The organism is Amycolatopsis oliviviridis (assembly GCF_014654365.1).
Lineage (GTDB): Bacteria > Actinomycetota > Actinomycetes > Mycobacteriales > Pseudonocardiaceae > Amycolatopsis > Amycolatopsis oliviviridis.
The window spans coordinates 330,355-352,820 of the sequence record NZ_BNAY01000004.1 but is presented as its reverse complement, the minus strand read 5'-3'; the positions used below and the strand labels follow the sequence as shown (position 1 = coordinate 352,820).

At 69.3% G+C, this 22,466-nt stretch carries 25 protein-coding genes; 11 read left to right on the top strand and 14 right to left on the bottom strand.

Annotated features, from left to right (window positions below):
* Positions 1-413: 413 nt before the first annotated feature.
* Positions 414-1,925: a cytochrome ubiquinol oxidase subunit I gene (locus IE302_RS19470; protein ID WP_191255923.1), complete on the bottom strand. Its 1,512-nt coding sequence runs from the start codon at positions 1,923-1,925 to the stop codon at positions 414-416.
* A gap of 82 nt (positions 1,926-2,007) precedes the next feature.
* Positions 2,008-2,961 carry a S41 family peptidase gene (locus IE302_RS19465; protein ID WP_191255922.1) on the bottom strand — a complete coding sequence of 318 codons (954 nt, stop codon included), beginning with the start codon at positions 2,959-2,961 and terminating at the stop codon, positions 2,008-2,010.
* A 188-nt stretch (positions 2,962-3,149) separates the two neighbouring features.
* On the opposite strand from IE302_RS19465, the gene IE302_RS19460 reads away from it, so the two are divergent.
* Complete coding sequence (locus tag IE302_RS19460; RefSeq protein WP_039914838.1) at positions 3,150-3,737, top strand: TMEM165/GDT1 family protein; 588 nt, start codon at positions 3,150-3,152, stop codon at positions 3,735-3,737.
* Between the two features lie 88 nt (positions 3,738-3,825).
* The gene (locus IE302_RS19455) at positions 3,826-4,497 is read left to right on the top strand and encodes a DUF998 domain-containing protein (RefSeq protein ID WP_191255921.1); all 672 of its coding nucleotides are present in this window, start codon (positions 3,826-3,828) and stop codon (positions 4,495-4,497) included.
* Between the two features lie 4 nt (positions 4,498-4,501).
* Here IE302_RS19455 and IE302_RS19450 read toward each other — a convergent pair whose 3' ends face one another.
* Positions 4,502-5,143: an IclR family transcriptional regulator gene (locus tag IE302_RS19450; RefSeq protein WP_191255920.1), complete on the bottom strand. Its 642-nt coding sequence runs from the start codon at positions 5,141-5,143 to the stop codon at positions 4,502-4,504.
* Complete coding sequence (locus IE302_RS19445) at positions 5,140-5,994, bottom strand: hypothetical protein (RefSeq protein ID WP_005149519.1); 855 nt, start codon at positions 5,992-5,994, stop codon at positions 5,140-5,142. Before IE302_RS19445 ends, IE302_RS19450 begins: the two co-directional genes overlap by 4 nt.
* 85 nt (positions 5,995-6,079) lie before the next feature.
* On the opposite strand from IE302_RS19445, the gene IE302_RS19440 reads away from it, so the two are divergent.
* The 3 genes from IE302_RS19440 (at position 6,080) to IE302_RS19430 (ending at position 10,010) form a co-directional block, all read left to right on the top strand.
* Complete coding sequence (locus IE302_RS19440) at positions 6,080-7,252, top strand: homogentisate 1,2-dioxygenase (protein ID WP_191255919.1); 1,173 nt, start codon at positions 6,080-6,082, stop codon at positions 7,250-7,252.
* A gap of 188 nt (positions 7,253-7,440) precedes the next feature.
* Positions 7,441-9,258: a substrate-binding and vWA domain-containing protein gene (locus IE302_RS19435; RefSeq protein WP_191255918.1), complete on the top strand. Its 1,818-nt coding sequence runs from the start codon at positions 7,441-7,443 to the stop codon at positions 9,256-9,258.
* Positions 9,259-9,269: 11 nt separating this feature from the next.
* Entirely contained in the window at positions 9,270-10,010 is a 741-nt protein-coding gene (locus tag IE302_RS19430; protein WP_191255917.1) for a hypothetical protein, read from the top strand.
* Here the strand turns inward: IE302_RS19430 and IE302_RS19425 are convergent.
* Both IE302_RS19425 and IE302_RS19420 read right to left on the bottom strand, forming a co-directional pair.
* The gene (locus IE302_RS19425) at positions 10,003-11,064 is read right to left on the bottom strand and encodes a hypothetical protein (RefSeq protein ID WP_191255916.1); all 1,062 of its coding nucleotides are present in this window, start codon (positions 11,062-11,064) and stop codon (positions 10,003-10,005) included. The two genes, IE302_RS19430 and IE302_RS19425, sit on opposite strands and share 8 nt — an antisense overlap.
* A gap of 50 nt (positions 11,065-11,114) precedes the next feature.
* Positions 11,115-12,122 (bottom strand): hypothetical protein, encoded by a 1,008-nt coding sequence (locus IE302_RS19420; RefSeq protein WP_191255915.1) that lies wholly within the window; start codon positions 12,120-12,122, stop codon positions 11,115-11,117.
* 94 nt (positions 12,123-12,216) lie between these two features.
* Between IE302_RS19420 and IE302_RS19415 the strand changes: the two genes are divergently transcribed.
* Entirely contained in the window at positions 12,217-13,005 is a 789-nt protein-coding gene (locus IE302_RS19415) for a DUF2470 domain-containing protein (RefSeq protein WP_191255914.1), read from the top strand.
* Here IE302_RS19415 and IE302_RS19410 read toward each other — a convergent pair.
* Entirely contained in the window at positions 13,002-13,463 is a 462-nt protein-coding gene (locus tag IE302_RS19410) for a PPOX class F420-dependent oxidoreductase (protein ID WP_191255913.1), read from the bottom strand. The two genes, IE302_RS19415 and IE302_RS19410, sit on opposite strands and share 4 nt — an antisense overlap.
* A 23-nt stretch (positions 13,464-13,486) precedes the next feature.
* Here IE302_RS19410 and IE302_RS19405 point away from each other — a divergent pair, with 23 nt between their 5' ends.
* From IE302_RS19405 to IE302_RS19395, 3 genes are all read left to right on the top strand, one after another.
* Complete coding sequence (locus IE302_RS19405; RefSeq protein ID WP_191255912.1) at positions 13,487-14,284, top strand: CPBP family intramembrane glutamic endopeptidase; 798 nt, start codon at positions 13,487-13,489, stop codon at positions 14,282-14,284.
* Positions 14,285-14,297: 13 nt separating this feature from the next.
* A complete protein-coding gene (locus tag IE302_RS19400) occupies positions 14,298-15,509 on the top strand; it encodes an arginine deiminase (RefSeq protein WP_077241282.1) in 1,212 nt (403 codons plus the stop codon).
* Positions 15,510-15,666: 157 nt separating this feature from the next.
* Positions 15,667-16,218, top strand: coding sequence for a ferritin (locus IE302_RS19395; RefSeq protein ID WP_191255911.1), 552 nt, complete (start codon positions 15,667-15,669; stop codon positions 16,216-16,218).
* Between the two features lie 88 nt (positions 16,219-16,306).
* Here the strand turns inward: IE302_RS19395 and IE302_RS19390 are convergent, their stop codons facing one another.
* From IE302_RS19390 to IE302_RS19375, 4 genes are all read right to left on the bottom strand, one after another.
* Positions 16,307-17,149, bottom strand: coding sequence for a hypothetical protein (locus IE302_RS19390; protein WP_191255910.1), 843 nt, complete (start codon positions 17,147-17,149; stop codon positions 16,307-16,309).
* On the bottom strand, positions 17,146-17,658 hold the full coding sequence (locus IE302_RS19385) for a SigE family RNA polymerase sigma factor (protein ID WP_191256297.1): 513 nt from the start codon (positions 17,656-17,658) through the stop codon (positions 17,146-17,148). The genes IE302_RS19390 and IE302_RS19385 overlap by 4 nt, the downstream gene beginning before the upstream one ends.
* Before the next feature lie 204 nt (positions 17,659-17,862).
* Positions 17,863-18,216: a DUF952 domain-containing protein gene (locus tag IE302_RS19380; RefSeq protein WP_191255909.1), complete on the bottom strand. Its 354-nt coding sequence runs from the start codon at positions 18,214-18,216 to the stop codon at positions 17,863-17,865.
* 80 nt (positions 18,217-18,296) lie between these two features.
* Positions 18,297-19,181 (bottom strand): DUF5926 family protein, encoded by an 885-nt coding sequence (locus IE302_RS19375; protein ID WP_191255908.1) that lies wholly within the window; start codon positions 19,179-19,181, stop codon positions 18,297-18,299.
* 326 nt (positions 19,182-19,507) lie between these two features.
* Between IE302_RS19375 and IE302_RS19370 the strand changes: the two genes are divergently transcribed.
* Positions 19,508-19,720 (top strand): hypothetical protein, encoded by a 213-nt coding sequence (locus IE302_RS19370; protein WP_191255907.1) that lies wholly within the window; start codon positions 19,508-19,510, stop codon positions 19,718-19,720.
* Positions 19,721-19,782: 62 nt separating this feature from the next.
* Positions 19,783-20,952 (top strand): cytochrome P450, encoded by a 1,170-nt coding sequence (locus tag IE302_RS19365; protein WP_191255906.1) that lies wholly within the window; start codon positions 19,783-19,785, stop codon positions 20,950-20,952.
* Positions 20,953-20,990: 38 nt separating this feature from the next.
* Here IE302_RS19365 and IE302_RS19360 read toward each other — a convergent pair whose 3' ends face one another.
* The 3 genes from IE302_RS19360 to IE302_RS19350 form a co-directional block, all read right to left on the bottom strand.
* Positions 20,991-21,146, bottom strand: a complete 156-nt coding sequence (locus IE302_RS19360) for a hypothetical protein (protein WP_191256329.1) — start codon at positions 21,144-21,146, stop codon at positions 20,991-20,993.
* A gap of 27 nt (positions 21,147-21,173) precedes the next feature.
* On the bottom strand, positions 21,174-21,446 hold the full coding sequence (locus IE302_RS19355) for a hypothetical protein (RefSeq protein ID WP_191255905.1): 273 nt from the start codon (positions 21,444-21,446) through the stop codon (positions 21,174-21,176).
* A 74-nt stretch (positions 21,447-21,520) separates the two neighbouring features.
* Positions 21,521-22,459, bottom strand: coding sequence for a DUF4328 domain-containing protein (locus IE302_RS19350; protein ID WP_191256296.1), 939 nt, complete (start codon positions 22,457-22,459; stop codon positions 21,521-21,523).
* Positions 22,460-22,466: the final 7 nt, after the last annotated feature.

Here is a 22,466-nt window from a genome sequence, read left to right as displayed (position 1 = left end):
CTTTCCTGGCTTCCCGGGGCTTCCTGGGCTGAAGGGGACTTTCGCCGCATGCGACGCGGCGAAGGGAGCCTTCGGTGCTTGCGATGCGGTGAAGGGCCCCTTCAGCCCGCCCGGCCCGCTCGGCCCCTTCGGCCCGCCCGGCCCCGTGCCCGGCCGTCTGTCCGCTCCGGACGTTGTGAAAGCCACTTTCGCAACGTTCAAGGTTGCGAAAGTGGCTTTCACAACCCGCCGCTACCACGCCTGCCCGCCCGATCCGGCTCTCCGGCCCTTGCTTGCCCTGAGTTATCCACAACCGCTCAAGTTGTCCACAGATCGGCTGTGGGTAACCCTCCTGAGCGATACCCCCGATACGCTGGGTGCGGGGCCGTCCCCCGGGAAGGGCGGGGGGCTGGGTAGGTGACGTAAAGAGGCGATCAGTAGGCGAAGGCCAGCGCGTCGTCATCGCTGTCACCGCCTTCGGAGTCGCCGTTCTTGCTGGTCGAGGTCGGTTTCTTGGGTGGCATGACGGCGTCGACGCCGCCGCGGACGTACTTGCGCATCAGGTAGACCTCGACGACGCCGAGCACCGCGTAGACGGTCGTCAGGGCGATCAGCGACGTCCAGACCTCGCCTGTGGACAACTTCGAGACCGCCTGCGCGGTGAACATCCACACCCCGTCCACCCCGGTCGGGTTCGGCACCACCACGAACGGCTGACGGCCCATCTCGGTGAAGATCCAGCCGGCGCTGTTCCCGATGAACGGTGTCGCGATCCCGCCGAGCACGAGCCACGGGAACCAGCGTTGCCCGGGGATCCGGCCGCGCCGGGTCAGCCACAGCGCGAGCAAGCCGATCCCGGCCGAGATCGCGCCGAAGCCGATCATCGCGCGGAAACCCCAGTAGGTCACCGGCAGGTTGGGCACGTAGTCGATCGGCTTCCCCGCGAGCGAACCGAGCTGCGGATCGTCCGGGTAGTTCGTGCCGTACTTCGCCTGGTACTCGGTCACCAGGTTCTCGACGCCCTTGACCTCGGTCGTGAAGTCGTTGTGCGCCAAGAAGGAGAGCAGCGCCGGCACGTTGAACGTCTTGACGTCCTCGCAGTTCGAGCCGCTCACGTCGCCGATCGCGATGATCGAGAAGCTCGCCGGTTTCTCCGTGTGGCACAACGCCTCCGCCGAGGCCATCTTCATCGGCTGCTGCTCGAACATCAGCTTGCCCTGCATGTCGCCGGTGATCGCCAGCACCGCGAAGGCCACCACGCCGGTCCAGCCGCCGAGACGCAACGACGAACGCCACACCGCGCGGTGCTCGTCGTCCTCCGAACGCTTGCGCCACAACTGCCAGCCCGCGACCCCGACCAGGAACGCCGCCGCCACCGAGAAGGCGCCCGCCAGCGTGTGCGGGATCGCGGCCAGCGCGGTGTTGTTGGTCAGCACCGCCCAGATCGAGTTCATCGTCGGCTTCCCGTCGACGAACTCGACGCCGACCGGATGCTGCATCCACGAGTTCGCCGCCAGGATGAAGTACGCGGACGCCACGGTCGCCAGCGAATACGCCCACGCGCACGCCAGGTGGACCTTCTTCGGCAGCTTGTCCCAGCCGAAGATCCACAGCCCCAGGAAGGTCGACTCGACGAAGAACGCGACGAGCCCTTCCATCGCCAGCGGCGCGCCGAACACGTCGCCGACGAACCGCGAGTACGCGCTCCAGTTCATCCCGAACTGGAACTCCTGCACGATCCCGGTGACCACGCCCATCGCGAAGTTGACCAGCAGGAGTTTCCCCCAGAACTTGGTCATCTTCAGGTACCGCTGATCACCCGTGCGGACCCAGGCCGTCTGCATCCCGGCGACCAGGACCGAAAGCCCGATGGTCAGCGGGACCATCAGGAAGTGATAGACGGTGGTTATGCCGAACTGCCACCTAGCGAGATCGAGAACCTCCACGCCTCAAGCCTGCTGAACCCGGGGAGGACCCGCCAGTTCAAGTGGTCCTGACCTAGGCGGGACGTAGGTCCCGCGCCCGGCTTCAGCCGAGACCGGCGAGTGCCAGCCGCGCCTCGTCGGCGACCTGCCGCCGCACGCCGGAATCCCCCAGTGTCAGCACGTGTTCCAGGGCCAACGCGTACGCGGCGTCGAAAGCGGCCTCCGCGTCGACGGCGATGTCGGGCCGGACGCCGACGCCTTCCCAGTTGGTCCCCGTGACCGGGTTCACGGCACGTCCACCCGGGACGGTGACGTCCAAATGGGTGTCCACTTTGTACTGCCGCCGCGGGTTCGCCCCACCGCCGGTGACCGCGCCGACCGTCTTCGCCCGGCCCAGCTGCTGCAGCGAGTAGCTGAGGTCCTCGGCACCGGAGAACGTCGTCGGCCCGGTCAGCACCCACACCGGCTTGTCCGCGCCGAATTTGCGGCCCGGTACGTACGGCAGCGTCCAGAACTGGTTCGTCACGTCGCCGTCGCGCAGATAGATGCTGTTGAAGTGCACCGGCTCGTCGACCAGGTAGCTGATCAGCAGCGCGACCGTCGTCGGATCCCCGCCCCGGTTCTCCCGGACGTCGACGAGCAGCGCGTCGGTGGTCGCGAGCAGCGTCATCGCCGCGGAGAGGGCCTCACCGGCGATGCCGGGCCCGTAGAACAGCTTGGTCTCCAGGTAGCCGACGTTCCCCGCCAGCCGCCGCGCCGACGCGATGCCGTGGCAGTTCAGTTCCGCCTCGCGCCGGAACTCCTCGCGATCGAAGGACTCCCCGTCCACCTCGGGCAGCGGGTCGACGTGGTGCCGCAGCCGCAGATGCTTGTCCCCGTTGACCGACTGCAGGTCCTGGGTCACGGCGACGGCGAACGCCTGGTCGTCGAGCCCCGCGTACGCACCTTCCCCCAGCCTCGCCCGCAGGAACACCGTCAACTTTTCGGCGACGTCGGGGAACACGTAGTGGTCCCTCAGCCGGCCGCACACGTCCTCGATCCGCGCTCGCTCGTCCACGAGCGAAGACGCTACCAGCGAAGCCTGAAAAAAGAATTCGGTTCGCCGAAATCTCCTTTCCGCTCCGCCGAGGAAAACAATTCGCCCGCACATGCCGCCCGATTCGGAAAAGCGATCAGCTTGCCTTTCTCTGAATCGCCCCTTTATCGTTGCAGTGAAAGGGGTGCGAATTCATCATGTCTGGCTCGATGCTGGCGCTGATCAGCGCGTTCGGCCTGGTACTGGCCGTGGAACTGCCGGACAAGACCCTCGTCGCCACCCTGGTTCTCACCACCCGTTTCCGGGCATGGCCGGTATTCGCCGGAGTCACCGCGGCGTTCGCAGTGCAATGCGCGATCGCCGCCACCTTCGGCAGTGTGCTCACTTTGCTGCCGGAGACACTGGTGACCGCGATCGTCGCCGCGATGTTCGGTATCGGCGCGTACATGCTCCTGCGCGAAGGGTTCTCTCCCGGCCAGGACGGCGGCGAAGACGCGTCGCGCTCCGGAGCGGGTCCCGTGTCCTTCCTCCGCTCCGCGCTGACGTCGTTCGGCGTGCTGTTCGCCGCGGAGTGGGGTGACGCCTCCCAGCTCGCGACGGCCAGTCTCACGGCCCGCTTCGGCAACCCGTTCGCGGTCGCGCTCGGCTCCTTCGTCGCGCTGGTCGCCGTCGCCGGGCTCGCCGTCTTCATCGGCGCGAAGGTCCGCAGCCGCATCCGCCCGAAGCTGATCCAGCGGGTGGCGGGCTTCGTCTTCGCCGGGTTCTCGCTGTTCGCGCTGGCCCAGCTCGCCTTCTGAGGCCCACGGCTTTTTCACAGGTTCGCCGGGTAACCTTTCGGGAACGAAAAGGTGAACACCCGCCCCGACGTGCCTGGAGAAACCGGTCGTGACCTCGCCCAAGATCCTCGCGGCCCGTGCCGTCTCCCCGGTGCACGGCAGGCTCGCGATCTTGGGCATGGCGGTCGCCGTCGCGATCTCGATCGACCTGCATCTGCGGCTGTCCAGCCAGGTCAGCCCGATCTGGCAGACGCTGTCCGAGTACGTCTACGGCTACCTCTCGCCCGGTTCGACTGCGGCCCCGCTGTTCGGCGCGATGTGCCTGGCGCTGGGGCTCGGCTCGCTCGCCCTGCTCGGCGGGATCGCGAAGGCGCACCGCAGCGGGTACGAGTCCGTTCTCGTCCTGCTCGGCGTCTGGTGCGCGGGGCTGTTCGTCCTCGCGCTGGTCCCCGTCGACCCCGAGGGCCAGGCCCGTTCGCTGGCCGGGCAGATCCACAACTACGCCGCGCTGACGGCCTTCCTCGCGCTTCCCGCGGCCGCCTGGGTGCTGACCCGCCCCGGCCGGGCACGCTGTCCGTGGGAGCCGCGCCGCACGACGATCCGGCGGCTCGCGGTGGCGAGCTTCGCCGCCGTGGTGATCGTGCTCGGCGGTTTCGTGTGGACGATGCTCACCGGACCGTCGCACCAGGAGGTCACGCTCGGCTTGTTCGAGCGGCTCCTGTTCGCCGTGGACCTCACCCTGCTGGCGACGATGGTCCGCCCGCTGCTCAGCACCCGCTGACGCGCTACTCGGGCTGCTTCAGCACCTCGGCCAGCCGGACGGCGGCGTTCACGACCGCGGGCCCCACCACGGAGGCGTCCAGCGGCTCCAGCGATACGACGCCAAGGCTGGCCTTCAACCCCGGCACCCCGCGCACGGGCGCGGCGACGCCGGACGCGCCCGCCTCGAGCTCACCGGACGAGGTCACCCAGCCTTCGCCGCCGCCGGGGCGCAGTGACATCGCCTTGCCCGCCGCGCCGGCGGACAGCGGATGGCGCGTGCCGACGCGGTAGGCGACGTGGAAGCTCGTCCAGGACGGTTCGACGACCGCGACGGCCTGCGCCTGGTCCCCCTGCGCGACCGACAGATGCGCCGTCGCGCCGACCTTCTCCGCCAGCTCCCGCAGCACCGGCCTGGCCGCCTCGCGCAGCTGCGGGAGGACCTGCCCGGCGAGCCGGAGCAGGCCGACGCCCAGCCGCACCTTGTTCCCGTCGCGCCACACCAGGCCGCGCTCGGACAGCGGGACGAGCAGCCGGTAGACGGCCGCCCGGCTCGCGCCGATGGCGACGGCGAGCTCGGAGATCGTCGCCGCCTCGCCACCGGCGTCTGCCACCGCCTGCAGCAGCGCGAGCCCTCTGTCCAGGGTCAGCGACCCTTCGCGACTCACAACAGCCCGAGTTCCCCGAGGTCGGCGACCGGCTCGTCGAACGAGGCCGCCGCGTACGAGGCGAAGAGCCCGCGAACGGCCTTCGCGGCCGGCTCCGACATCCCCTTGGCCTCGGCCGCCAGCGCGGCGCCGTCGGTCGATTCGAGGGCGGCGCGGACGTCGCCACCCGAAAGGCACCGTGCGGACGCCACGATCAGGTTCAGGAACCCGTGATGGGTGAAGCCGCTCGACTCCTCGGTGTGCCGGACGGCGCGGTGCAGGCTGTTCGTCGCCTTGAACGACGCCCCGGTCGAGCCGCTGACCACCGCGAGGAAGTCGGCGACCTCGTCGACGCTGGGGAAGTTCTCGCCCGCCTTGCCGCCGCAGCGGATCTTCGGCCAGCTGCCGTGCTCGATCACCTTCCGCACGCCGTCCAGCCAGCCGACGCCGCGCCGCGGCTCGACCACGCGGATGACGTCCTCGGGCACGAATTCGGAGACGCGCTCCAGCCAGACCTCGTCGACGTCCGAGGGGGCGGGCATCTCCACCATGCGCAGCGCGAGGATCTCGCTGCGCGATTCGACGATCGAGATCGCCTTCGGGACCCCTCCGAGGCCGGTGTCGATGATCAGCGACAGCGGCAGCGGCTCCTTCGGTTTGATCTTGATGAGCTCGGTGATGAGCTCGGGCAGCCGCGACGCCTGGCACAGGAACACACCGAGGACGCCGGAGTGTTCACCGGCCCTCGACGCGAAGTGCGCACGCAGCGCTTCGGGCATGGACGCCTCACCGGGCGGGAACAACGCCGAGTCGTCGACGAGCCGCGCGAACAGGGGAGGGATTCCTCGGGGGCCGGGTGGCGTGAGTTCCACAGCGCTTGACACGACTGACACGCTAGTAGCGTACGACATCAGGACAAAATCGTTCGCACAACGGACACGTTCCGGGGAGATTCCGATGCCTTACTACCGGCAGGTAGGCGAGATCCCGCACAAGCGCCACACGGCGTTCCGCAAGCCCGACGGAGGCCTGTACGCCGAGGAACTGATGGGTGTCGAGGGCTTCTCGGCGGACTCGGCACTGCTCTATCACCGCGGCCTGCCCACCGCGATCGTCGACGCCGTCGCGATCGAGGACGAGCGCGGCCCGATCACCCCGAACCACCCGCTCAAGCCCCGCGCGTTCAAGACCCACGACCTCAAGTTCGGCGACGCCGACGCGGTCACCGACCGGCGGCGGCTGTTCGGCAACGCCGACGTCACCATCGGCTTCGTCCACGCGAACCGGCCTTCGCCGCTGTACCGCAACGCGGCGGGCGACGAGCTGTTCTACGTCCAGGGCGGCAGCGCGACCGTCGAGACGATCTACGGCTCGCTCGAAGTCGGTGACGGCGACTACCTCGTCATCCCGACGTCGTGCACCTATCGCGTGCTCCCGCACGCCGACGGAGTCAAACTGCTGACCATCGAGGCGCGCGGCCACATCGGACCGCCGAAGCGGTACCTGTCGGCGAAGGGCCAGTTCCTGGAGCACTCGCCGTACTGCGAGCGCGACATCCGGGGCCCGTCCGAACCGCTGGTCGTCGACGGCACCGACGTCGAGGTCCTCGTGCGGCACCGCGCCGGGCTGACGCGCTACACCTACGCGACCCACCCGTTCGACGTCGTCGGCTGGGACGGCTGCCTGTACCCGTGGGTGTTCAACATCGACGACTTCGAGCCGATCACCGGCCGCGTGCACCAGCCGCCGCCGGTGCACCAGACGTTCGAGGGCCCGAACTTCGTGGTCTGCTCGTTCTGCCCGCGCAAGGTCGACTACCACCCCGAGTCGATCCCGGTGCCGTACAACCACGCGAACGTCGACTCCGACGAGCTGATGTTCTACGTCCGCGGCAACTACGAGGCGCGCAAGGGCTCCGGGATCGAGGTCGGCTCGCTTTCGCTGCACCCGTCCGGTTTCACGCACGGGCCGCAGCCCGGGGCGGCGGAGGCGTCGATCGGCGCCCAGTTCTTCGACGAGACCGCGGTCATGGTGGACACCTTCGCGCCGCTGGATCTCGGCGAGGCGGCCGACGCGTCGGAGGACCACGGGTACGCGTGGACCTGGTCCGGCCGGGGTCCGGGCGCTTGATGGCATGCATTTAGTCCTCTGAATGCGGAGTTCGAAGACCGGCGCGAGCGGGTGCCCACGCATTCAGAGGACTAAATGCGGAAAAGATGGCGGGATAAGTACCGCCACGGCCGCAACGGTTCGGCAACGCCGACCCGGCCGAGGCGAAACCTCCGGATAATCGGTCTTCCCACCGGCGGAGGTTCTCCATGGTCGTGAATCCTCAGCAGTCCCGCGGCGGCCGCAAGGTCCTGGCGTTCGCGGCCGCGGCGGTGGTCGCCGTCGGCCTGATCATCGGGTTGCGCGCGATCACGAGCGACTCCGGCGAGGAGGCCGCGGAAGCGAAGTGCACGACGGGCGACGCGGTCAAGTTGCAGGTGTCGTCTTCGCCGGAGAAGGCGGGCGTGGTCGCCGAGATCGCGAAGGGCTACAGCGGCCGCACGGTGGCCGGACGCTGCGTCGACGTCCTCGTGCAGTCGAAGTCCTCCGGGACCGCGATGCAGGCGCTGTCGCGCGGCTGGAACGAGGCCGTGGACGGACCGCGGCCGGACGTCTGGACGCCGGCGGCGTCCGGCTGGGTGAACCTGCTGCGCCAGAACCTCACCGGCACCGACCACCCCGCCCTGGTGCCCGAGGGCGACCCGGAATCGGTCGCGAACGCGCCGCTGGTCGTCGCCATGCCGAAACCGATGGCCGAGGCGCTCGGCTGGCCGGACAAGGGCATCGGCTGGAAGGACCTCGCGGCGCTCGCCACGGATCCGCAGGGCTGGGCGAAGTACGGGCATCCGGAATGGGGGAAGTTCCGGCTGGGCAAGACGAATCCGAACATCTCGACGTCCGGTCTCAACGCCACCATCGGCGCCTACTACGCGGCGACGGGCACCTCTTCGGACCTCACCGCGAACGCGCTCGCGAAACCGGAGGCGCGGACGTTCGTGCAGAACGTCGAGCAGGCCATCGTCCACTACGGCGACAACACGCTGACGTTCCTGACGAACCTGCAGAAGGCCGACGACCGCGGCGCCGCGATGTCGTACATCTCGGCGGTGACGGTCGAGGAGAACTCGCTCGTCGGCTACAACCAGGGCAATCCCACCAACGACCCGGCGAAACGCGGCCAGCACGCGCCGCCGAAGGTGCCGCTCGCCGGGATCTACCCGAGCGACGGCACGCTCAACTCCGATCACCCGTTCACCGTGCTGAACTGGGCCGACGACCTCCACAAGCAGGTCGCGGCGGATTTCCTCGCGCATCTGCGCGGCGCCGAAGCGCAGCAGAAGTTCAGCGACATCGGCTTCCGCACGTTCGACGGGAAACCCGGCTCGCAGACCACGAAGGAGAACGGCGCCCAGCCCGACGGGAAGCTCAACCTGATCCGCCCGCCGAGCCCGCCGGTGCTGACCGAGGTGCTGAAGTCGTGGAAGGACCTGCGGAAGAAGGCGAACGTGCTGCTGGTCGTCGACGTCTCCGGTTCGATGGGCGACGGCGTCAGCGGGACCGGGAAGAACAAGATGGATCTCGCGAAGCAGGCGGCCGTGGCGTCGTTGCCGCAGTTCAGCGACGCGGACAAGGTCGGGCTGTGGATGTTCTCGACGAAACTGAGCGGCGACAAGGACTACGTCGAGCTCCGGCCGGTGTCGCCGATCGGCGGTGAGCCGGGCAGGCAGGAGCTGGCGTCGCGGCTGAACGGGCTGACGCCGCAGAACGGGACGGGGCTCTACGACTCGTCGCTCGCGGCCTACGAATTCATGAAGCAGCGGCTGGACCCGAACGCGATCAACGCCGTCGTCGTGCTCACCGACGGCCGGAACGAGGATCCGGGCGGGATCGATCTGCCGAACCTCGTCGGGCAGCTGCGGACCGAGGGCGGCGGCGAGGCGGTGCGGATGTTCACCATCGCCTACGGCTCCGACGCGGACTTGGACGTGCTCAAGGAGATCGCCGAGACCACCCAGGGCGTGGGGTACGACTCGTCCAAACCGGACTCGATCGACCAGGTCTTCACCGCCGTGATCTCGAATTTCTGAGATCCTCGGATATGCGCTTCGTCCGTGAGCTAGCCGAACCGTGGGGACTGCTCCTCGCGGCGACGTCGGCGGGTGCGGCTTGGGCGGTGCAACTGCCGGTGGTCGCCGCGCTCGGGGTCGGCGCCGCCGTGCTCGCCGCCCGCGCCGGGGTCGCCGCCGCCACGCGGCCGAAACCCGCGCCGGAGCTCGAAGAACGGGCTCTCCCCGACGTCGAACCGGGTTCGCCCGAGGCGGGCTGGCTGCGGCGCGCGGAAGCGGCGGCCGACGGCTTCTCCTCGATTTCCGGCTCGCTCGAAGCCGGACCGCTCGCCGACCGGGTGTCCGACATGGAACCGGTGGTGGCGGAAACCATCGACACCTTGCGGCGGCTGGCGGGCCGGACGTCCGCCACCGGGAAGGCTTTGGCGCGGGTGGATCCGGTCGCGGTGTCCGCCGAGAAAGCCCGGCTGCGCAAGGAACTGAAGACGGCCGACGACGACATCCGCGGCGACCTGACGCAGTCGCTCGAAGCCGTGCAGGCGCAGGAAGACGTGCACGCGCGGCTTTCGAGCGCGCAGCGGAAGCTGCTGGCGCAGCTGCGATCCGGCGCGCTCGGCCTCGACGGCCTGGTCGCCAGGGCAGCGGAGTTGTCGGCCGCCACCGGCGATTCACTGCTCGACACCACCACGATCGGCGAGCTGGGCGAGCGGCTGGAAGGGATCCGGCGGGGCGTCGTGGAGACCGAGGAAGCGACGCGGCGCTCGCTCAGCTGAACTTGACGCGGCCCAGGACGGCGTGTCCGGGGACGCCCGCGAACGTGGTCGCGCCGCGGAAGGGTTCACCGATGATCCACAGCCGTTGCGTGGCCCAGATGTTCGCCACCAATGCCGGGTCTACTTTGGACAGATAGACGTCACTCCACCAGCCGTTCGGCCACTGCACCCGGCAGGCGAGGGTCGCCAGCCCCGAGGCACCGACCAGGGGCGGGCGGTGCGGGACCGCGACCAGCTCGGTCCATCCGCCCAGCGGCAGGGGCTTCAGCATCCCTTTGACCGCGTCGAACGCCAGGATCGGAAGGACCATCGAGGCGACCCCCACGAGGATGATTCCCGCCGCGTCGTTGATGCTTCCTTCGCTGATCGCGACAATCTGCAGTGCCATGAACAGCGTCAGGGTGACCGCGACGGCCACGAACCAGGAGCGGATCCCGCCGACCACCCGCCGCCGGTGCGCGCGCAGGACCACGTCCTCCTCGAGCGGAACCCTCCGCTGTTCGACGGCGTCCAGCCGAGCCGCGCCGCCGGGCAGGGCCGATACCGTCCGCACCCGATGCGGCCAGAGCACCCCGGGCAACTGAAGGAATCGGCGGCCCTTCTCGTCGGGGCCGAGGAGCCAGACCCGTCGCTGCGCCGTGAGCTGGAGCCGGGCGGGCTTGGGCAGCCGCGTCTCGGCCCACGACACTTCGGCACCGGGCAGCCTGAAGTACACCTTCGCCCCGACGGCGAACAAACCTTCCGGTGGCAAGGACAGCTCACGGAAAGGTTCCTTGCGCGCGAGTTCGGCCAGGGCCTTCCAGGGGATCGACCACGGCGCACGCCAAGCCAGCACGCCCATCACGAGGAGCACGAGCACGAGCGCCGGGACGGCGCTGACACCGCCACTCGCGAAGGCGCCGGTGGTCCCGGGCACGGTGAACGGCACGACGAACCACAGGCCGCGAGCCCCCCGCATGGTCCCCAGCAGGGCACCGAAGACCGGCATCTCGACCGCCGGGCTATCGCGGATCGGCTCGAGAACGCGGACAGACGAGATTTCCGGATCGTGCATGACTCCCCCAAGCCCAGGTTGCCGGTTGATCGCCGGGACGCGAGGGTTCGTTACCGGCCGAACTTGACCGGCCCGAAAACCGCGTGACCTGGCACTCCGGCCTTCGCCGTCTTCCCGGCCATCGGCACTCCGAGCACCCACAGCCGTCCGGTCGCGGCGATGTTCGCGGCCAGGGACAGATCCGAACCACCGGCCCGGACGGTGACCTCGCGGCCGTCGGGCAGCACCGTCCGTCCCTGCATGGTGACCATGCCGACGAGGTTGACCGACGCCGGTCCGGAGATGACGGCGAGTTCGGTCCACGTCGGCTCCGGGGACGGCTTCGTCATCACGACGGCCGTGATGACGAGGCCGATCGTCGCGACGAGGCAGAGGGCGGCCAGTACCTGCGCGTCCGGCACCAGGACGCTGTGGCGGTCCGGGAAATCGATCGCGACCCAGATCGAGAAGGCGGCCGCCACCAGCGCGATACCGGCGGTGAGCAGGTAGTACGACGCCAGGAGCCGTCGTTGCAGGGTGAGCATCCGTCCCGGCGAGACCGGCTGGGTCGTCAGCGGCACCGAGCCCTTCACGGGGGCGTCCCGGAACTTGCCGTTCCGCGGGACGATCACACCAGGAAGCAGGAAGAACGGCCCCAGCACCCACAGCCGCCGCTGAGCCGCGAGTTGTGCGCGGAGCGGGGCGGGGAGCCGGACGACGAACCAGCGGCCGTCGAGCGGAACGCTCACCCACGCACCGGCGATGACGGCGTCGTCGAGCCCGCTCACCAGGCGGAACGGCTTGCGGGTGAGCTTCCGCATCGGCGAGCATCCGACGAGCAGGACGTACCCGAAGTAGACCGCGACCGGTGTCATGAAGGAGATCAGGAACGCGGGCACGGCGACCCCGTACCGCCCCGAAAACGCCAGGTAGACGCCCAGCACGACGATCATCCCGGCGGTGAAGAGCATCGTCCCGTACGTCACGATGAGCCGGTCGAGCAAGGGCGCCAGGACCGGCATGTTGACGGCCGGAACCCCTTCGGGTGGTTCGACACCCCGGATTCTGTGCTCTTCCACCTGGTCAACCTATACGCGCGCGGCGAGAAGTGATCCAGGCTACTTCCATCCCGCTCGCAAATCAGGTTAGGCTCACCTAACTAGGAGGTGAGCCGTGACCACACCGACGTCCATCCGCCGCCCGCCGGCGCCGAACCCCGCGGAACGCGCGAAGACGATCGCCACCCGCAACGGACCGGCGACGCTGATGCCGACCGCCGAACAGCGCGACCTGCCAGGACAGTACGGCCGAGTCATCCCCGAGCTGCACCACGTGCACACGAGCGGCAGCGTCAGCGTCCTGCTGCCGGACGAGCACCACCTGGTGAAACGCGCGCACGAAGCGCAACGCGGCGAGCTCGCGGTGATGGTCGAACTGACCGATCAGGCGCCGGTCGACCTGCGCGAACCCATCCGCGGGCTGCTGTGGATCACCGGCTGGCTCCGCCCGCTCTCCGAGGTGTCGGCGCGCGCCCGCGCGGTGTCCATCGCCGAAACCCGGCCGGACGAGCGGCTGCTGGACGTCGGGCACGGCCTGACCCTGCTGAGGCTGACCCCGGCGTCGCTGGTCCTCGCCGACGCCGAGGGCACGCACTCGCTCCGGCCGCATATGTTCAGCGCCGCGCCGCCGGACCCGTTCCACGACTACGAGGCCGCGTGGCTGCGGCATCTGGAGACCGACCACGCCGACGTCGTCCAGCAACTCGCCAAGCACGTGCCCGCCGAACTGCGCGACGGCTGGATCCGGCCGCTCGGGCTGGACCGCTACGGCCTGCGGCTGCGGGTCGAGGCCGACTCCGGCGACCACGACGTCCGGCTCGCGTTCTCACGTCCGGTCGAAGGCCCGCAGCAGCTGAGCGGTGAGATCCGCAGGCTCGTCGGTTGCCCGTATTCGTTCGGCTAAGCGAGTTCCGCGGGAAAGCCGCCCTTGGCGACCGGGCCCCACGATTCGATGGTGACGCGGATGATGCTCTTGCCCTGCTTCACCATCGCTTCGCGGTACTCGTCCCAATCGGGGTGCTCACCCGAGATCGCGCGGAAGTAGTCGACCAGCGGCTCGACCGAGTCGGGCAGGTCGAGCACCTCGGCGGTGCCGTTCAGCTGGACCCACTGGTCGTTCCACTCGTCGGACAGGACGCAGGCGGACACCTTCGGCTCGCGCCGGATGTTGACCACCTTCGCGCGCTTCGGATACGTGGAGATGACGAGGCGGCCTTCGGCATCGGTCCCGCAGGTCACCGGGGAGAGCTGCGGGCCGCCATCGGCCTTGGTGGTCATCAGGATGGCGCGGTGACGGGTGGACAGGAAGTCGACGAGCGCGGCCCGGTCGACGGTTTCGTTGGTCGCGATACTCCTGGGCATGACCCGACGGTAGCTTGTGCGGGATGAGCTGGCTGCGTCCCGAACGCCCGGCGCTGCCGGAGTTCGTGGAGGACCCGGCGCGCCGTCGCGCGATCGTCATCGAACTCGTCGTGGTCTTCGGCATCACCCTCGGCCTTTCCGGGCTGCGCAGCCTGCTGTCCCTTGTGGACTCGCTGCTGCAGCCGGTCCCGCTGGCGCAGCAACAGGCGCAGCTCAACGTCCCCCAGGCGACGCTGAGCCTGGTCGACCTGCTCAAGCAGCTCCTGAGCGCGGGACAGCTGGTCGGCTGGGGCGCGCTCGGGCTGTACCTGTTGTGGCGCGGCGGGATGAAACTCGCGGAGATCGGGCTCGACAAACAGCGTCCCGGCCGCGACGTCGTCCACGGTCTCCTGCTCGCCGCGGTGATCGGGATTCCGGGGCTGGGGCTGTACTTCCTGTCCTACAGCCTCGGGTTCAGCCTGTCGGTGCAACCGTCCACTTTGGGCGAGACGTGGTGGCGGCCGATCACGCTGACGTTGTCGGCCTTCGGGAACGCGTTCGCCGAAGAGGTGCTCGTCGTCGCGTACCTGCTGACCAGGCTGCGGCAGCTGGGGCTGCGCGAGAACACCTCGCTGGTCGCGTCGTCGGTGCTGCGCGGGTCGTATCACCTGTATCAGGGATTCGGCGGTTTCGTCGGCAACGTCGTGATGGGCCTGGTGTTCGGCAGGCTGTGGCAGAAGACGAACCGGCTGTGGCCGCTGATCGTGGCGCACACCGCACTGGATTTCGTTTCCTTCGTCGGATACGCGCTGCTCAAGGGGCGAGTTTCCTGGCTTCCCTAGCTAGTGTGAAACGGTGATTGACGAGACGACTCCACCCCGAGTTGACAGCGAAGTCGGCCCCCTGCGCGCGGTATTGCTGCACCGGCCCGGCAACGAGCTCAAAAGGCTCACGCCTCGCAACAACGACCAGCTCCTGTTCGACTCCATCCCCTGGGTGGACCGGGCTCAGGAGGAACACGACGCGTTCGCCGAGGTGCTGCGCGGCCGCGGTGTCGAGGTGCTGCTGCTGGCCGACGCGCTGCGCACGGCGCTCGGTGACACCCGCGCCCACGCGGCCGGCGTGCACGCGGCCGTCGACGAGCGGCGGCTCGGTCCCGATCTGGCCGATTCGCTGCGCTCCCATCTATCGAGCGTCTCCCCCGCGGTGCTGGCCGAGGTCCTGATGGCGGGGATGACCTTCGAGGAGCTGCCCGCCGCCGAGGGCGCCTCGCTGGTCCGGCTGATGAACCACCCGAACGACTTCGCCGTCGATCCGCTGCCGAACCTGCTGTTCACCCGTGACTCGTCGGCGTGGATCGGCAACCGGGTCGCGGTCTCCTCGCTCACCATGCCCGCGCGCGTCCGCGAGACCGCCGTGCTGGACCTGATCTACGCCTACCACCCGTGGTTCCGCCACGCGGCCCGCGCGTACGGCGCGCATTCGGCGCCGATCGAAGGCGGCGACGTCATGCTGCTCTCGCCGGGCGTCCTGGCCATCGGCGTCGGCGAGCGGACCACCGCCGCGGGCGCCGAGTCCCTCGCCCGGTCGGTGTTCGCCGACGGCATCGCGCACACCGTGCTCGCCGTCCCGATCCAGCAGACCCGCGCGACCATGCATCTGGACACCGTCTGCACGATGGTCGCGGCCGACGCCGTCGTCATGTATCCGCTTTCCCGCGATTCCCTGACCGCGTTCACCATGCGCCCCACCGACGACGGTTCGGTGAAGGTGGAAGGGCCTGCCCCATTCCTCACCGCGGCCGCCGAAGCGATGGGAATCGACCGGCTCCGCGTCATCGACACCGGACTCGATCCGGTCACCGCGGAACGCGAGCAATGGGACGACGGGAACAACACCCTCGCGCTCGCCCCCGGCGTCGTCGTCGGGTACGAACGTAATGTGGAAACCAACGCCCGCCTGGCGGAGGCCGGTATCGAGGTACTGGCCATCACCGGCTCCGAGCTGGGCTCCGGCCGCGGCGGGCCGCGCTGCATGTCGTGCCCGATCCGGCGCGAAAGCATCTGAGAAACACATTAAGTAAGCCTTCCCTAATTGATCGCAATTAATTAGGGAAGGCTTACTTAATTAAGGTGGACCTATTGTCGGTAATGGTAACCTAATAGGGGGGAGATCACCAGGAAAAAGTGGAAATCGAATAGGGACATGACGTATCTTCGAATACATGGCCCTCACCAAGAAGCAACCGCGCTCGAAGTTCTACGAACTGCTGCAGGCGCAGATCCACAACGAGTTCAACGCCTCCCAGCAGTACATCGCGCTGGCGGTCTGGTTCGACGCCGAGGACCTGCCGCAACTCGCGAAGCACTTCTACAAGCAGTCCGTCGAGGAGCGGAACCACGCGATGGCGCTGGTCCAGTACATGCTGGACACCGACCACCATGTGGAGATCCCCGGCACCGGCGACGTCCGCAACGACTTCTCCGACGTCCGTGAGCTCATCGAGCTCGCGCTGCAGCAGGAGAAGGACGTCGCGACCGACATCCAGCAGCTGGCCAAGGCCGCCCGCGCCGAAGAGGACTACATCGGCGAGCAGTTCACGCAGTGGTTCCTCAAGGAGCAGGTCGAGGAGATCTCCCAGATGTCCACGCTGCTCAACATCGTCAAGCGGGCCGACGGCAACCTGTTCGAGGTGGAGAACCACCTGCACCGCGAATCCGTCGGCGACGGCGGCGCCGACTCGAGCATGCCCCCGGTCGCGGGCGGCGCGCTCTGACGCACTGACCAACGCTCCCACCACAGGAAAACCCGGGCTCTCCCCCTTGGAGCAGCCCGGGTTTCCTTTCGCGTGGACGGCCTCAGCCTCAGCTGAACTGGCAGTCCTGGTTGTTGCTGGTCAGCAGGATGCTGACGGCCGAACCGTCCTTGGCCACGGAGATCCGGTACGCGCTCACCGCGCTGGCGGGCGCGACGTACGCGCCGCCGTCCTTGGTGGTGCCGGGATAGGCCGCGAGGATGTCCGCCTCGGTCGAACCGACACCGATCCCCTCCGGGGTGTGCACCGTGCCCGACGGGTTGATGACGGTGATCCCCTCGGCCTCGGTCAGCGAAACCGACGCCGGCCCCGGAACGACGGCCGTTCCCTCCGCGTAGCCGTACGTGCAGGTGCCCCGGACTTCTTTCGCCCGCAGCGGACCGGCGGTGGCCTCCGCCTCGGACTCGCTCATCCCGAGCCGGAGCTTGCCGAAGCCGGCGGCCGTCAGCAGCGAGCCGGTGGTCACCTTGCCCTGGGCGGGCGGCTTCGTGGCGGCGGTGCTCTTCGGCGGCTTGACGGGCCCGTCGGAGGCCGTCGAATGCATCGGCGTGGACGTCGTTTCCGACGGCTGCGTGGGCGGGGACTCCGGCGGCACCGAGCTCCCCGGCCCCGGCAACGGCAGGCTCGACGAGGCCGCGCCCATGGTGAGCTGGTCGCCGGGGAAGGCCGCGCCGTTGTCCCTGTCGTGGATCGTGAAGACCGTGAGCCCGCCGCCCACCATGATGACCGCGGCGGCCATCCCGCTCGTGGTCTGCATCAGCTGGCGGCGACGACGGCGGCGACGGGCGCCCGCGACGATCGTCTCGGGATTCAGCGTGGATCCCGCGCCCAGCCGCTCGTCGGAGAACAGGTCGCGCAGCTTCTGCTGCACGTCCTCTTCGGACATGTTCATCCCGCTTCCCTCCCTTCGTCCTTGGGCTCGAACAGCGCGAGCTTCGTGCGCAACGAGGCGATCGCCTTGCTCGCCTGGCTTTTGACCGTGCCCTGGCTGACGCCGAGCGAATCCGCGATCTCCGCTTCGGACAGCCCCTCGTAGTAACGCAGGACCATCACCGCGCGTTGCCTCGGCGGCAGCGCGCGTAACGCCTGCCACAGCGGCTCGTGCTCGAACGGGTCGGCCGGACTGTACGGCTGGGTGTCCGGCAGGTCGGCGACCAGGCTCTCCCGTTTGGTCCGGCGCCAGCGGCTGATGTGCGCGTTGGCCATCGAACGGCGGATGTAGGCCATCGGGTCGCCGGTCTTGTGCTGCACGTAGGACCAGCGGGAGCCGATCTTCTCCAGCACGGTCTGGACCAGGTCGGCGGCGTCGTGTGGATTCCCGGTGAGGGCGTGCCCGTACCTGAGCAGGCCCGGAAGGCTGGCCTGCACGAAGTCGCCGAAGTCGGTGAGCTCGGCAGGCACGGCTCTCCCTCGGCTCTCGCCGTCCCCCCAGACGTCCGTCCCCGGGATGACCGTCGCGGCAGCGGTCACCGTATCGCCTCCTCCCGGGGTCACGCGGCCAGGTTCGCCTGGCTCACCTCTTCCGAAACGCATGACCGCCCCCACAGGTTGTCTCTCGCCGCGAACACTTTCGGGAGACGCCCGGCCGGATGAGGAGTTGCCTGCTCAACGTCTCGACACGGACTCGGGAATTCTGAACGAACCGTCCCCCTGAACAGGGAATTCGTGCACGGCCACCACGGCGTTACGGGGTATCGGACCGTACACGTGCGGGAACTGGATCGCGGCCGGATGCGGCGGGTCGCCGTCCTCCCAGACGACGGGCGCGCCGACGAGCGCCGGGTCGATCTCCAGCAGCAGCAGATCGGTGCGGCCGGCGAACACGGCGTTGGCCGGGATGTGCGCGGTTCCCGGGTCCGAGCAGTGGATGAAGCCGTCGGTTTCGAGGGACGCGGCGGTGTAGACGCCGCCTTCGGGCACCGCGGCCCAGTCGCCCTCGGGGCAGATATGCAGGATCACGCGACCATCCTCGCGCAATTCGTCCTCTGGATGCGGTGGTTGCGCGGGCAACTACCGCATCCAGAGGACGAAACGCGAGATCAGCGGATGGTGAGCTGGCGGCCGATCAGGCCGTCGCGCGAGCGGCGCTCGGCGGCGTTGAGCGGCTCGGAGTCGAGGGACTTCAGCGCGGCCTCCAGGCGGACGCCGAGCTGGTCCTTCGCGTCGGCCCATTCGCGGGCGTGGGCCTCGGGGTCGAGGTCCCACACCGGGACGAGCAGCCCGTGCGCGCGGAACGAACCGGCGTAACGGGAGCCCTCGCCGAGGCCCAGCTCACCGGCCGCGGACAGTCGCGCAAGCGCTTGCAGCAGCAGGTTCTCCGGTTCGGGGCGGACCCAGCGCAGGTGCGCCTTCTCCCCGGCGAGCACCCAGTAGGCACCCGCGCCGAGGCGCTCGGTCGGCATGATCGCCGCGTTCGCGCGTTCGAGGGACAGCGCGACGTCGCCGCTCGCGTCGGCGTCCTCGGGCAGCCACCAGGCGAAGTCGTTGTAGAGCGTGGCGTCGAGTTCGACGGTCGTGTCGAGCAGGTCCTGCAGACGGGCCTTCTCGTCGGCCGTCGGCGGCGTCGTGGTGTCCGGCACGGACAGGACGTCACCCTCCTTGGCCTCCAGCACCCACTGGAGCGCGCGGCCGAGGTCGCGGCTGATGTCCGAGGACCGGGTCTGCACCTGCATGCCGACGTAGCGCTCGCCGTCGGACCGGACGAAGGCGGCCGCCGCCATCGGCAGCACCGTGCCGAGGGTGACCTTCTCGCCGGAGCCCGCCAGCGTGAGCGCCGCCGTCGCCGAAGGGACGAACTCGCGCAACGCGATCAGCTCGGTCTCCGCCGCGAGTCCCTCGAAGGGCTGGCCGACGAAGACGTCGCGCACCTTCGGCTTGCGGTCAGAGGTCGTCTTGGGACCCTTCTTGCGCGAACCCTTGCCCACGTCAGCCTCCTCAAGCTCGGTTCGAAACGCTATCGCGGGAAGGACGCGGGCCTCGTAAGACCCCCGCCCTTCCCGCGCGCGATCAGGACCGCGAGGCCGGCGGGGTCGGTGACGAAACCGTCGTGGACGACACCCCGCCGCCCACGGGATTGACCGGATCGGCCGGTTTCAGCGGCCGTTCGTGTATCACGCAAACGTGCCTGAAAACGGTTGTCATCATCCGGACGATCGAATCGCGGGTGATCAGCCTGCCGTTTTCCCCGCACCGCACCGAATACTCGATCTCGGCGCCATACCGGCGTCGTCGTGCGGAGAAGGGATCACAGATGAGCACCTCGAAACGCCGGGCCGCGCTGGCCGCGTTTCCCGTGGCACTCGGGCTGATGCTGGCCGGCCCCGCCGTGGGCACGGCTTCGGCCGCGCCACAGTCCGACTCGACCGTCCAGGCCCGCCACTGCCTGCTGCTGTGCGTCGGTCACCACCACGGTCACCATCACCACGGCATCGGCCTGCACCTGGGACTCTGGCTGCATCTGTAGCTCCCTTGCCGCGCCGGGGCCGACCACCCCGGCGCGGCACCCGGCCGGGTTACAGTCGGCGGGTGTTCAACCTCGCCGACCCGGCCTTCCTCGCGAATCCGTATCCGTCCTTCGCCCAACTCCGCGAGCGCGGCGAAGTGCACCGGCACGACGGCCTCGGCATCGCCGTGGCGGTGTCGCACGCGGCGTCGGCCGCCGTCCTGCGGCATCGCGGGCTCGGGCGGATCTGGCAGGACGCGCTGCCGGTGGAGCGGTTCGCGTCGTTCAACCTGCTGCACCGCAACTCGCTGCTGGAGAACGAGCCGCCCGCCCACACGCGGCTGCGGCGGGTGATCGCGGGCGCGTTCGGCCGCGGGCACGTCCAGCGGCTGCGGCCGATGGTCGCCGAACTCGCGGACGGCATGGTCGACGCCCTCGCCGCCGAGATCGCCGAGACCGGTTCGGCGGATCTGCTGGCGCACCTCGCGCAGCCGCTGCCGGTCGCGGTCATCGCGGAGTTCCTGGGCGTCCCGGTGACGGACGGGCCGAGCATGGTCACATGGTCGAACCACATCGTGAAGATGTACGAGTACGGACTGGCCGAAGACAAGCGCGACGCCGCCGAGGCCGCGGCCGCGGAGTTCGTCGACTACCTGCGTGACGTCGCGAAGCGGCGCGCGGACTCCCCTGGCGAAGACATCGTCAGTGACCTCCTGCGCAGCGAACTCACCGAGGACGAGCTGGTCGCGACAGCGGTCCTGCTGCTGATGGCCGGGCACGAGGCGACGGTGAACGTCATCGGGAACGGCGTCAACGCACTGCTGACCCACCGGGACCAGTGGGAGCGGCTGGTGGCCTCCCCGGAACTGCTGGACCCGTGCGTCGAGGAGCTGATCCGCTTCGACGCGCCGCTCCAGCTCTTCGAACGGACGGCGACCGCCGACGTCGAGATCGCCGGATTCCGGCTCGCCGAGGGCGAGAAGATCGGCGCGCTCCTCGGCGCCGCCGCGCGGGACCCGAAGGTGTTCGACCGGCCCGACACCCTCGACATCGGCCGCACGCCGAACGCGCATCTCGGCTTCGGCATGGGCATCCACTACTGCGTCGGCGCCCCGCTCGCGCGGGTGGAGATTGCGGCCGCGCTGACGTCGCTGGCCGGGAAGCTGCCCGGCCTGGAGCTCGCGGAGACACCGGAACGACGGCCGGAGTTCGTGATCCGGGGCCTGCGCTCGCTCCGCGTCACCACGCGATAGCAAAGGTCCCTTGCTCTCCCGGCGCGCAAGTCCGCAGGTCAGCGGGCAGAGGCGGCGGGGTAGAGCGTGAAGTGGGAGACGTGCACCGGCTTGATGTGCTCGAAATGCCGACGGTCCACCGTCGCCACCTCGACCGTCTTCAGCCTTTCCGCGGTGGCCACGACCGCCGCGTCCACCACGATCGGACGTGCCATCGATTTTCGCTTGTCCCCGTCGTGAACTCAGGCGACATCCTGGCCGCGCACCACGGCCTTCACGCGCTCGGACGCGTCGGCGGGAAGATCGAACATCCCCAGGAACGACGGCGGCGAGTACGGCTTCGACGTCTCGTCCGCGACCGGCTCAGGCCTGCGGATTCCGTGGCCGGCGAGCCTCGTTTTCATCCCAGGTGAAAAACGCGCCGTAGCGGACGGCTTGTACAGACCGAGCACAGCAGACCTGGCCCGGCCGGCCTCCCCGGCAGGCAGGTCGTACTTCTGCTGCTCGCTGCTCATGCCCCATGTTACAGACCGATCAGCCTTCGGAGGAGTGCGTAGATCCGCATTCAACAGTTGGTGGAAAAGTTGCGTCAGCGCACTGAGGAAGCGGGGCGGTCGCGGCGTTCCGGGTCCGGAGCGCCCTCCACCTTCAGCACGCGAAGCAGGCGAAGGCGCTTCTCAGCCACAGGCGCGAGCAGACCGGACATGCGCTTCACGAGCAGCGCCGTCACCACCGCCAGCCCGGCCGCCGCCAGATCGGTCAGCGCGATCAGCACGACGCCGTCGGCCAGCGCCTGGACGCCGTCACGGAACCGCCACACGATGACGAGCGCGAGCAGCACCCAGTTGAGCGCCCAGACGCCCCACCAGGCCAGCACGAGCCGTGACGGCTTCGGCCGCGTTTCCCGGGTCCGGCGCAGGACGGCGTGTTCGAGTTCGGCGACGATCGGCAGCACCATGATCAGGTTCACCACCGGCACCAGCACGAACACCAGGACATGCCACAGCCGCCTCGGCGGGACCTCGCCGGAGGCGTCCGCGGCGGCGTGCCTGGCCACGAGCAGCCACCACACGGTGAGCCCGGAAGGCAGCAGCGAAAGAATCGTCGTGAGCAGGCCCGCGGTGATCACGAAGCTGTCGGACACCGACACGACGGACGTCGACAGCGCGGAGTCGCGGCTCTGCACGAGCAGGACGTAGCGCCAGATCTCCGCGGCCGACGCGATGACGGCGAGCGCGGCGAAGGTCCACAGCACCGGCAGGAGACTGCGCGTGATGACCCGCAGCCGTTCCCCGGCGGTGACCTCGCCGGACGCCGTCCCGGGGACCGCGGTCGGGCGGCGCCAGACCAGGTTCGGGAAGCCCCAGCGCGGCGGGACCGGGTAGGACGGCGGACCGGAGTAGCGCTCGGCCACGGGTTCACGCCGCCGCGGCCAGGCGCCGGGAGGCGGCGAAGCGACCCAGCGGACGCGATAACGCGCCGGCTGGGGCCGCGGCTGCTGCATCGGCGCCGGACGCACCGGCGGCACCGGGGTT

Excerpts from the sequence above, each read along its gene's own strand:
- IE302_RS19460 (WP_039914838.1), top strand. The coding sequence starts at position 3,150 with ATGCTGGCGCTGATCAGCGCGTTCGGCCTGGTACTGGCCGTGGAACTG.
- IE302_RS19440 (WP_191255919.1), top strand. The coding sequence starts at position 6,080 with ATGCCTTACTACCGGCAGGTAGGCGAGATCCCGCACAAGCGCCACACG.
- IE302_RS19435 (WP_191255918.1), top strand. The coding sequence starts at position 7,441 with ATGGTCGTGAATCCTCAGCAGTCCCGCGGCGGCCGCAAGGTCCTGGCG.
- IE302_RS19430 (WP_191255917.1), top strand. The coding sequence starts at position 9,270 with ATGCGCTTCGTCCGTGAGCTAGCCGAACCGTGGGGACTGCTCCTCGCG.
- IE302_RS19425 (WP_191255916.1), bottom strand. The coding sequence starts at position 11,064 with ATGCACGATCCGGAAATCTCGTCTGTCCGCGTTCTCGAGCCGATCCGC.
- IE302_RS19410 (WP_191255913.1), bottom strand. The coding sequence starts at position 13,463 with ATGCCCAGGAGTATCGCGACCAACGAAACCGTCGACCGGGCCGCGCTC.
- IE302_RS19405 (WP_191255912.1), top strand. The coding sequence starts at position 13,487 with ATGAGCTGGCTGCGTCCCGAACGCCCGGCGCTGCCGGAGTTCGTGGAG.
- IE302_RS19395 (WP_191255911.1), top strand. The coding sequence starts at position 15,667 with ATGGCCCTCACCAAGAAGCAACCGCGCTCGAAGTTCTACGAACTGCTG.
- IE302_RS19390 (WP_191255910.1), bottom strand. The coding sequence starts at position 17,149 with ATGAACATGTCCGAAGAGGACGTGCAGCAGAAGCTGCGCGACCTGTTC.
- IE302_RS19370 (WP_191255907.1), top strand. The coding sequence starts at position 19,508 with ATGAGCACCTCGAAACGCCGGGCCGCGCTGGCCGCGTTTCCCGTGGCA.
- IE302_RS19360 (WP_191256329.1), bottom strand. The coding sequence starts at position 21,146 with ATGGCACGTCCGATCGTGGTGGACGCGGCGGTCGTGGCCACCGCGGAA.
- IE302_RS19355 (WP_191255905.1), bottom strand. The coding sequence starts at position 21,446 with ATGAGCAGCGAGCAGCAGAAGTACGACCTGCCTGCCGGGGAGGCCGGC.